Source organism: Anaerospora sp. (assembly GCF_032013335.1).
GTDB lineage: Bacteria > Bacillota > Negativicutes > Sporomusales > DSM-15969 > Anaerospora.
In genome coordinates, this window is sequence record NZ_DALZUO010000037.1 from 19,674 (window position 1) to 29,817 (window position 10,144).

The window sequence follows — 10,144 nt, forward strand, 5'->3', positions numbered from 1 at the left end:
CGAACTAAGAAATTAGTACGATGGCTTTTTTCAGGCCGCCCGCAGCAGGAGGGGAAAGCCCGGTTCGTCCTTTTGTCATCGCCACAAAAGGACCAAAAAGTCTAGGCCTAATCTTCCAATAGCCTTGGCAAATTGCCAGCTTACTAAAATTCGTAAACTCGCTATCGCTCAAACAGTACGAATTTCTTAACGTAAGTTGGCAATTTGCCATCCTTCGGACCGGCTATTTCCAGAAAGGCCAAAAGAATGAGAGACGGATACAAAAGAACGTAGCATTATTTAAGTGTTGGTAAGTCTTGATTGAGTGTAAGAACAGGAGCAAAAAGGTCACCTAACTTTTCAAAGCGTGTAATTACCTGAGCTGCTTCGAAAACAAGCGCTTGAGTGTCTTTTGTTTTAAATGCCTGCTCCACTTCGGCCCAGCTGACTGGTGTGGACACGGTAGGGTGCTCCCGGGCCCGCATTGAATAGACACACACAGTAGTCTTATGATCGTCATTTTGGCTCCAGTCTACAAATACCTTACCGGTTCGCAGCTTTTTTGTCATTTTGGAAACGACCAGCTCCGGATGCTGCTGTTCCAGCAGCTGAGCAATTGCACGGGCGTAGTTTTTTGTTATGTCGTACGTAACCGGTTTATTCAAAGGGACATAAATCTGAAGTCCTTTGGAGCCGGAGGTCTTTGGAAAGCTTTGCAGTTGATAGTGGTCAAAGATTGTTTTCAGCAGCAGCGCAACCTGGCAGCATTCCAGAATAGAAGCGGGTGGGCCAGGGTCTAAATCGAAGACTAGCATTGTCGGACAAAGTACGTCTTTGGCAGCGGAAAGAGAAGTATGCAGCTCCAGGGCCGCCAAATTTACTGCCCACACTAAAGAGGGAAGATTATTGACGACGCAAAAGTTGATATGATCGTCATTGTGTTCGCTCCAGACCGGTGTAGTTTGCAGCCAGTCCGGACGATGCTCAGGACATTGCTTTTGATAAAAGAATTTGGCTGTTGCTCCATCCGGATAACGCTTCATTGTCAAAGGCCGGTTGCCTAGATGCGGCAGCAGCGCAGGCGCGATACGTATATAATAATCAATAACCTGTCCCTTAGTGAACCCTGTTTGCGGATAAAATACTTTTTCAAGATTGGATAAAGTAAGAGAAGTACCCTCGACATCAACCGTGATTTTTTTACTGGGCACTGGCTTTCTTCCTCCTTGAACGGACAGGTTTTTCCGATTCCGGTGAATCTTCTTTCTTCATTGCCTTCAAGCTGGCTTCAAGAGCTGCCATTAGATCAATAACCTTTCCTCCTTCTGGTGCAGCCGGCTGAAGAGTAACTGTTTGGCCTTCCGCTTTTTTCTCAATTAAATCGAGTACTTTTTCCCGGTACTCGTCTTTGTATTTCTCCGGTTCAAAGGGAGAAGATAAACTAGTGATTAGCTGTTCGGCCATGGTTAACTCCCGCTCGTTTGGCTCAATATCCGCAGGTAGAGCCTCTAAATCATTTTGTGAGACAATTTCATCAGCGAAATACATGGTGGCCAGCGATAGGGCACGACCGGCAGGGCGAATAGCGGCAAGGTATTGCTTATTACGCATGACAATACGGGCAATTGCAATTTTATTTGTTTTTTTCATTGCAGCGAACAGCAGGGAATATGCCTTAGCGGCACCTTTGTCAGGTACGAGATAATAGGATTGTTCAAAGTAGATGGGATCTATTTCTTCCAGGCTGACGAAATCCTCAATATCTATGCTGCGGGTGGTTTTAGGGTTTAATACCTGCAGTTCTTCATCAGTAACCGTTACATAGCGCTCTGGCGAAATTTCGTAACCGCGGATAATATCTTCACTCTCAACCTCGGCACCATCGTTGGAGCATACTTTTTTTAATCGAATGCGGCAGCCGTCGCTAGCGCGTAATTGATTAAAATGGAGAGTTTTCTTTTTTACGGAATTAAACATTTTGACTGGTACGTTGACCAGTCCGAAGCTGATAGAGCCATTCCACATGGGTCTTGCCATAGTTACACCTCTTCTCTAATTACGTCGTGGGGCTGTTTGTCACTGCGGAGGCCTTTAAAGGACGGGTGCCGCAAGGTGTGATTAGGTGTCCACTCGGTAAACTCAAATTCACCAACTAATTGAGGCCGGACAAACTGGATTTCTTTTTGCGGCGGCTGTTCAACGAAAGGATTCTCCTCTTGATGGAGCGGCAGAAGCATAGCAGCCAGCTTCTGCAGGACTGTAGCTGTAAAGCCTGTACCGACAGCACCTGCATAATGTAGTTTCTTATGCTGATCGTAATAACCGACAAGCAATGCTCCCAATTTTCCCAAGCGTGCTCCCTGTCCAGGTACCCAACCGGCAATGACTAATTCCTGACGCTTTTGATTTTTAATTTTCAACCATGCTCCCGAGCGTTTGCCCGGTTCGTAAGGATGATCGAGTTTTTTTGCGACGATACCCTCCAGACCTAAATTGCGGCTGGCAGCAAGTAAATCTGCTCCGCAGCCGGTTGAATAAGCTGGAGTTTGCCAATATCGTCCATTCAAATGCATTTCTTCAAGCTGCTGTCTACGCTTGGTGTAAGGCAGGTCTGTCAATAGGTTCTGGTTTAACCGTAATAAATCAAAGATTACCAGAGTAACCGGTATTTGCTGCATCATGAACTGGATTTTCTTTTCTGATACCACTCCCATGCGATGTTGCAGCTGTGAGAAAGAGGGACATCCTCCTTTGCTAAAGGCAACAATTTCGCCATCAAGGACAGCAGGATACGGTAAACATGAAGCCAAATGTAAAACTTCCGGATATTGACTGGTAATATCCTTGCCGTTGCGACTGAGGACTTTTATGTGCTTACCGTCAAAGTATACTAAGGCGCGAATACCATCCCATTTAATTTCAAAGGCATATAGACGATCGTCTTTAGGAAGCTGGGAAGCTTTAGCCAGCATAGGGGCAATAACATCCATGTGTACCTCCAGAGAAACAACAGTCAAAATCATATATATATATAGTATTTGTAAAAAAACAAAAGCCAATCGCTTAAAACAGCAATTGGCTTGTAAGATGATCAGTAAATACAAATAAAAAAAGGCCGGATATCCGGCCTTTCTAGATCCTAGTAACGTTTGTTAGCTTGGAAGCAATCGCGGCAATATACTGCTTTGCCAGCGGTTGGCTGGAAAGGAACCTGAGTTTCTACACCGCAGCCGCTGCAAGTAGCAGGGAACATTTCGCGTTGTTGACGGAAACCGCTGTTGGAACGGCCGCCATTCATTTGAGCTTTGCGATTTGCACGGCAACCAGGGCAACGGGAAGGCTCATTTTGGAAGCCTTTTTCTGCGTAGAAAGCTTGCTCAGAAGCAGTAAATTCGAAATCGGTGCCGCATTCTTTGCAGGAAAGATTTTTGTCTTGGTAATTCATTAGTAACCAACCTCCTTAAATTGACTCCAACAATTGCCGGTCGGTTGGTTAAGAACTACGCAAGCGAGGCAATTATTTTCGTATCAACTCAATAATAACCTGCTCCATCCAGAATTGTCAAGATTCGGCTATCATATTTTCCAGTTCGTCCAGGAGGGCGGCAAATTTCTGCAAAGTAATTTCGATGGGCTTGGGAGAAGACATATCGACACCGGCATTTTTGAGAATAACTAAGGGGTAGTCGGAACCACCGCTTTTTAAGAATTTATTAATATACCGCTCTTGGGCGGGTTTCCCTTCTTTGATGATTTGATCGGCAAAAGCAGTTGCTGCCGAATAGCCTGTTACGTATTGATAAACGTAAAAGCTAGAGTAAAAATGCGGAATTCGCGCCCATTCGATGTCGACCTCTTTATCGACTACCATATCAGGTCCGTAATATTTGACATTTAAGTCATGCCACAAACTATCAAGCATATCAGCAGTAATGGTTTCACCACTTTCTGCCTTTTCGTAGAGTAGTTTTTCAAACTCGGCAAACATAGTCTGCCGGTAGATGGTACCACGAATAGACTCTAGATACTGATTAATCAGGAAGAGCTTTTGCCGCTTGTCGGTTGTTTTCTTAAGCATAAAATCAATAAGCAGGACCTCATTTGTAGTAGAGGCTACTTCAGCAGTGAATGTAACATACGAGGAAGTAGGATAGGGCTGGTTGGATTGGCTGTAAAAGCTATGCAATGCATGCCCCATCTCATGGGCTAAGGTGGAAACATCATCATAGCGGTTATTATAGTTAAGCAATACAAAGGGATGAACACCATAAGAACCCCAGGAATAAGCACCTGTTTGTTTTCCCTGGTTTTCGTAGACATCAATCCAGCCTGCAGTCAAGCCGGTTTCCAGGTTCTTTTTATAATCAGGACCCAGTGGTTCCAGAGCGGCCCGCACAAGATCAAGTCCCTCTTCATAGGGAATAGTAAAATCTACATCCCGGATAACCGGTACATATAAATCATACATGTGTACTTCGTCCAGCTGCAGAGCCTTCTTCTTAAGTGCCACATAACGGTGCAGGGGAGCCAGGTTGTTATGAACAGTGCTGATCAGATTGTCATAAACGGCAACAGGTACATTGTCACCCTCTAAAGCGGAGGATAATGTTGAATCATATTTACGTATTTTGGAGAAGAAAACATTCTTCTTTACATTGCCCCCTAAAGTAGCAGCAAATGTGTTGCGATACTGATTATACGTATTAAACAAACCGGTAAAAGCCTGTTCGCGCACACGCCGGTCAGGAGACATGATAAAAGTACGGTACCGACCTTCGCTTAGGTCAACCGTATTACCTTGCTCATCTTGAATTTTGGGGAATTTTATATCTGCACGGGCCAGCATGGTAAAGATGTTCTCCGGTGCCTGCGTTACTTCGCTGGCATGGGCGAGAATCTCTTCTTCAGCCGGAGACAGAACATGCTTTTTCTGGCGGGCCAAATTACTAAAGTAATAGGCATAGTCCTTAAGCTGGCCTTCTTGCTTGCGGAATTGATTTAATTTGTCTTCCGGCAATGCAATAATTTCCGGCTCAATAAAGGCTGTTGCAGCTCCGGCTTCAGCTAAAAGAGCTTCGACTTTTCCTGTCATAGCCTGATAACGGGTATTAGCCGAATTTTCATCGCGATGCATACGGGCAAATGAATAAAGCTTGCCGGCAATTATGCCGATTTCGTCACGGTATTTCAGGCACGCGGCTAAGGTCTGGGCAGATTCGCTCAGCCGTCCTTTGTATTTGCTGACTTGCTCCAAGTCACTCCGCAATTTGTCAAAATCAGCCTGCCAGGCACTTTCGCTGGCATAAATATCTTCTAAATGCCATTTGTACTGGTCAGCTACTTCTTCGCGAGTAGGGAGGCTTGAATTGGGGGCGGCATTGCCGGTCGTCTGAGAGGCTAGCAATGCACCTACGACAAAAGGAATTATTTGCGCCATTTTAAACATGAACACTCTCCTTCGGGTAAATTTTGCTGTATAGTATATATTGGCAATAAATAAATATCTTCCTCTATTTCTTTTTGCTAGTTTACCCGAAAAGGAAGAAATCTCTCGTTAATGGGTTATACTTTGAAATATTTAACAATTCCCCGGAAGATACTATCGGCAATATTATAACGTCCATCAACACTTGCCAGTAAGACTTCCTCTTCCGGATTAGAAATAAAGGCTGCTTCGACTAACACGGCGGGCATGTTCGTATAGCGAATGACATAAAAGCTTGCAAACCGTGCTCCCCGGTCTTTTGTTCCTAACCCTTCTATTAAACTTTTTTGAATGGCATTAGCCAGCCGGATACCGTCAGCGCCGCCGTAATGGAAGGTGGTAGTTCCAACTGCCTGAGGATTGGTAAAGGCATCATTATGAATGCTGATAAAAATATCCGCTCCATGATCATTTGCAATATCCACACGGGCACCAAACTCTGCTTCAGTGGAAGCATCAGACACTTTTACTTCGATATCGGTGTCCCGGGTGAGAATGACGGTTGCTCCGTTTTTTTCCAGCTTGTCACACAATAGTAAAGCAATCGCTAAATTATTATCTTTTTCTGCGGTGCCGGTGGGGCCAATTGCTCCCGAATCATTGCCGCCATGTCCCGGATCAATGCATATGACTTTACCGGACAGACGATTGCTTTCTGTTTCATCCTCGCTGACTACCGGTCGGTCGGCAATCGGAACGGGCGTTTTGGAATTTTTCGTATTAATGTAGACGATTTCCCGGGTTGTATCGTATAATGTGCCCCAGCGCTGTGTTTTGGCAATACTGCGCAGGGTGAGAAGCAAATCTTTAGAAACCTTTGGGCTAACAGGGACTTTTCGGCCATCTATAATAATCTGCATGACTTGACCCTCCTTGCGGTTACTTGTTTTATACTATGCAAGCGGGGGCAAGGCGGTGAGAAAAGGGAAATATCAAATTCAGCTTATGAATGCTAATGGTAAGAAGGTGTTGTTTTGAAAGTTTTATTAACGGTATTGAATGCAAAATACATTCACTCCTCGCTGGCGCTGCGTTACTTGCAAAGTTATTGTCAGCCTGCCTGTGATGAAATTACCATAAGTGAGTACTCCATTAATAATAAGCTCCTCGATGTACTTGCCGATATATATGTACAAAAGCCACAAATAGTTGGCTTGGCCTGCTATATTTGGAATATTGAGCTGACGCTGGCACTTGCGTCGATGCTTAAGCAGGTTATGCCTGAAATAAAAATTGTTCTGGGCGGTCCCGAGGTTTCCTATGATCCCGCACAGGTGCTGACGGCTAACAGCGCGGTGGACTTTGTGGTACAGGGAGAAGGAGAGGAAGTGCTGCTGCAGCTGTTAACTGTGCTCCAGGGCGGCGGCGAGATAGCAGGGATAAGCGGCCTGAGCTGGCGTGAAGACGGAGAGGTATGCACCAATGGCAGCCCCCAGCAGGTTGCCAGACTTGACAGTCTGCCCTTTCCTTATAGTGAGCAGGACCTAGCCGAACTAAAGGAAAAGATTGTTTACTATGAAAGTTCCCGTGGATGTCCATTTTCCTGTCAATATTGCCTGTCAAGCGCAACAAGTGGTGTACGTTTTTTAAGCCTGGAACGTGTTTTTCAGGATTTGCAAATTCTTATTGACGCCGATGTACGGCAGGTGAAATTTGTTGACCGCACGTTTAATGCCAAGAAAGAGCATTATCTGCCTATTCTAGAGTTTCTTGCCAAGCAGCAGTGCCGGACTAATTTTCACCTAGAGATTGCTGCCGATATATTAGATGGGGAAGTATTGGTATTTTTGAAAGATGCCCCTAAAAATCGTTTTCAAATGGAAATAGGTGTGCAATCCACCCATGAACCGACGTTAACGGAAATACAGCGTAAGAATAATTGGCCGCGCATTGTTGACAATGTTACCAGACTACGCTCTTATGGTAATATGCATTTGCATCTGGACTTAATTGTTGGCTTACCATATGAAAGTTATGAAAGGTTTGGACAATCCTTTAATGATGTATACCGTCTGCAGCCGCATATGCTGCAAATTGGCTTTTTAAAAATGCTTAAAGGATCGGGAATACGTAAAAGTGCAGCAAAGCATGGCTACCAATTCACCGGCTATGCTCCCTATGAGGTTTTGCAAAACAATTATATGTCGTACGATGAAGTTCGCAGGCTCCACCTGCTGGAGGATATATTTGACCATGTATTTAATAGCGGACGTTTTGTCACAACCGTAACATGGTTGACGGAAAGAAATAATGGTAACGCCTTTCATTTATTTGAAAAACTAACTGCCTATTGGGAAAATCATGGCTTGCACCGGATGGCTCATAGTCCCAAATCCATAGTCCGCTATGTCTGGGATTTTTGTCAGCTTCATTATCCCCAGGAAAATGACCTGTTTGAGCAATTGTTAAAGTTTGATGCACTAACGGGAGCGAAGGGTACGCTGAGGCCTGAGTTTTTGCCTTGGAATGGAGAAGAGTGGACGGAGGAAAAGAATCAATTCTGGCGTAATGATCAAATCGTTCGCCAGTATATAGAGAACTATACTTTTACCACTTGGCGCGAATTAAAACGTCTCTATCATATTGAAGTGTTTCCTGCATATGTACTTGCCAGATTTGCCGGACTTTCAGAGGACTACGGGCAAGAGGTGCCTGTCTTATTTGAGTATACCGAAGATGATGTGATTTGGAAGGTTGTTAAAGGTGCGGATTTCACGATTGGGGGAACAAGTTTTGCGTTATAATGTTTATTCCGATTATTTGCGTCAGCGATATGGCGAGAAAGTATATAAATTGCCGATCAGTATTCCCGTCACCTGCCCGAATCGTGACGGAGCCTGTGGTACATCGGGCTGTGTTTTTTGTGGTGAAATAGGAGCCGGTTATGAAAATCTACCGGAATCGATGACAGTAAAAGACCAGATTGAAGCAAATATTGCACACATTGCACCCAAATATAAAGCTCAGAAGTATATTGCCTATTTTCAAAACTTCAGTAATACCTATCTGCCGATAGACCGGCTAAGGAACTATCTGAACGAGGCTTGCCAGCCTAATATTGTTGGCATAGCCTTGGCTACCCGGCCGGATTGCATCAATGACAGCTATTTAGAGATGCTGACTGAATTCCGTGAAGAAAACAAGATCGACATCAGTATAGAGCTAGGGCTTCAATCTGTTAATTATCATTCTCTCATTAAAGTTAATCGCGGACATACATTAGGCGAATATATTGATGCCGTTATCAGGATCAAACGGTATCAAATTGAAATTTGCACTCATCTGATCCTGAATCTTCCCTGGGATGATATGACCGATACCATAGAAAATGCCAAGGTCATGTCAGCGCTTGGTATCGACCAGGTAAAATTGCATGCTTTATATATTGTCAAGAAAACCGTTATGGCTGACTGGTATGAGCAAGGCAAGATAACGCTGATCAGCAAAGAAGAATATGTTGAGCGTGTGGTTGCGTTTCTGGAACATCTCAAAAGTGATATTGTTGTGCAGCGAGTAATTGGCCGTGCGCCGGAAGCGAATACGCTGTTTAGCAATTGGCAAACGGGCTGGTGGAAAATTCGCGACGATATTGAACGCACGATGACAGAACGTGACACGTGGCAGGGGAAGAAATGCAACTATCTTAACGGCACAGCAGTGCGAAAGTTTCTGTAAGTGAGTATAGAATAGGGCTTGGCAGTTTGTCAGGCCTATTCTATACTGAGAATATATACATAACAAGCGTCTTTATGGAGGGGAATTTAAGTGGAGGTACGTAAGGTTTTCAAAGCCGGTAATAGTCTTGTCGTATCCCTGCCAGTAGAAATGCTAAAGTCATTAGGATTACGTGATGGTTCACATGTGACGGTAGAAATCAATCGCGAGAAACAAGAATTGGTACTTAAACCGGTTATTACGAAAAAAAACAACATGTCGCTTGAATTTGTGCGCACGGTAGATAAATTGTTCCTGGATTATGAATATGTTCTCAGGAGGCTAGCTAAATAATGCGATACCTCGAGCTGGAAGAAGTCATCTACATATATACACAGATTATTCAACGCACTGGTGGACAGGCTGCAATTAATGATGAAAAGATGTTAGAAAGTATACTGGCTAAGCCATTAGTTACTTTTGAAGGAGATGAACTATATCCGGACTTGTTTACTAAGGCTGCTGTTTTAATGTATGCGTTCATTCATTCCCGGCCATTTATTGATGGTAATAAACGCGCAGCACTTCTATGCACGATGTTCTTGTTCCGTTCAAATGGTTATCAAGTGACTGCTTCGCAGGAAAGTCTGTATGAACTCATCGTGGGAACGGAAACAGGCAAACTTCAGGTTGATCACCTTGTGCGCTGGTTTCGTAAAAACACCGCTCCTTATTAAATTGAAAACTTTGCAAAAAAGAGTTGACATAAACTGTTTAACCGTGTTACTATTTGTAAGTCGTCGCTGAGCTTTGACGAAATGATAAAAAATATATTGACATAACATTGAATGTTGTGATAGTATATACAAGTCGCCGAAACAAGCGATGAAAGAAAAATAAAAAAGAAGTTGACATGTTGAAACAAACGTGTTAAACTATAAAACGTCGCTGCAACAAGCGGTGATGTGCAAAAACACAAAACGTGTTCCTTGAAAACTAAACAATGTAAGAAGTAATAACGCCAGA

Annotated in this window: 10 protein-coding genes; 4 read left to right on the forward strand and 6 right to left on the reverse strand. The window is 43.9% G+C overall.

Translation table 11 applies throughout. From position 1 onward, the window contains the following. Window positions 1–275: 275 nt before the first annotated feature. From ligD (RTR76_RS19425) to RTR76_RS19450, 6 genes are all read right to left on the reverse strand, one after another. A complete protein-coding gene (gene ligD / locus RTR76_RS19425; protein WP_312524108.1) occupies window positions 276–1,190 on the reverse strand; it encodes a non-homologous end-joining DNA ligase in 915 nt (304 codons plus the stop codon). Next, on the reverse strand, window positions 1,180–2,016 hold the full coding sequence (locus RTR76_RS19430) for a Ku protein (protein WP_312524112.1): 837 nt from the start codon (window positions 2,014–2,016) through the stop codon (window positions 1,180–1,182). The genes ligD (RTR76_RS19425) and RTR76_RS19430 overlap by 11 nt, the downstream gene beginning before the upstream one ends. 2 nt (window positions 2,017–2,018) lie before the next feature. After that, entirely contained in the window at window positions 2,019–2,969 is a 951-nt protein-coding gene (gene ligD / locus RTR76_RS19435; RefSeq protein WP_312524114.1) for a non-homologous end-joining DNA ligase, read from the reverse strand. A gap of 149 nt (window positions 2,970–3,118) precedes the next feature. Next, complete coding sequence (locus tag RTR76_RS19440; RefSeq protein WP_312524115.1) at window positions 3,119–3,424, reverse strand: zinc-ribbon domain containing protein; 306 nt, start codon at window positions 3,422–3,424, stop codon at window positions 3,119–3,121. Window positions 3,425–3,541: 117 nt separating this feature from the next. Beyond that, complete coding sequence (gene pepF / locus RTR76_RS19445) at window positions 3,542–5,425, reverse strand: oligoendopeptidase F (RefSeq protein WP_312524117.1); 1,884 nt, start codon at window positions 5,423–5,425, stop codon at window positions 3,542–3,544. Between the two features lie 116 nt (window positions 5,426–5,541). Next, the gene (locus RTR76_RS19450; protein WP_312524119.1) at window positions 5,542–6,324 is read right to left on the reverse strand and encodes an N-acetylmuramoyl-L-alanine amidase; all 783 of its coding nucleotides are present in this window, start codon (window positions 6,322–6,324) and stop codon (window positions 5,542–5,544) included. A 114-nt stretch (window positions 6,325–6,438) separates the two neighbouring features. Here RTR76_RS19450 and RTR76_RS19455 point away from each other — a divergent pair, with 114 nt between their 5' ends. The 4 genes from RTR76_RS19455 (at window position 6,439) to RTR76_RS19470 (ending at window position 9,855) form a co-directional block, all read left to right on the forward strand. Further along, the gene (locus RTR76_RS19455; RefSeq protein WP_312524122.1) at window positions 6,439–8,208 is read left to right on the forward strand and encodes a B12-binding domain-containing radical SAM protein; all 1,770 of its coding nucleotides are present in this window, start codon (window positions 6,439–6,441) and stop codon (window positions 8,206–8,208) included. Then, entirely contained in the window at window positions 8,198–9,139 is a 942-nt protein-coding gene (locus tag RTR76_RS19460) for a TIGR01212 family radical SAM protein (RefSeq protein WP_312524124.1), read from the forward strand. Before RTR76_RS19455 ends, RTR76_RS19460 begins: the two co-directional genes overlap by 11 nt. 90 nt (window positions 9,140–9,229) lie before the next feature. Beyond that, window positions 9,230–9,472 carry an AbrB/MazE/SpoVT family DNA-binding domain-containing protein gene (locus RTR76_RS19465; protein ID WP_312524126.1) on the forward strand — a complete coding sequence of 81 codons (243 nt, stop codon included), beginning with the start codon at window positions 9,230–9,232 and terminating at the stop codon, window positions 9,470–9,472. Then, on the forward strand, window positions 9,472–9,855 hold the full coding sequence (locus RTR76_RS19470; RefSeq protein ID WP_312524128.1) for a type II toxin-antitoxin system death-on-curing family toxin: 384 nt from the start codon (window positions 9,472–9,474) through the stop codon (window positions 9,853–9,855). Before RTR76_RS19465 ends, RTR76_RS19470 begins: the two co-directional genes overlap by 1 nt. Window positions 9,856–10,144 lie beyond the last annotated feature (289 nt).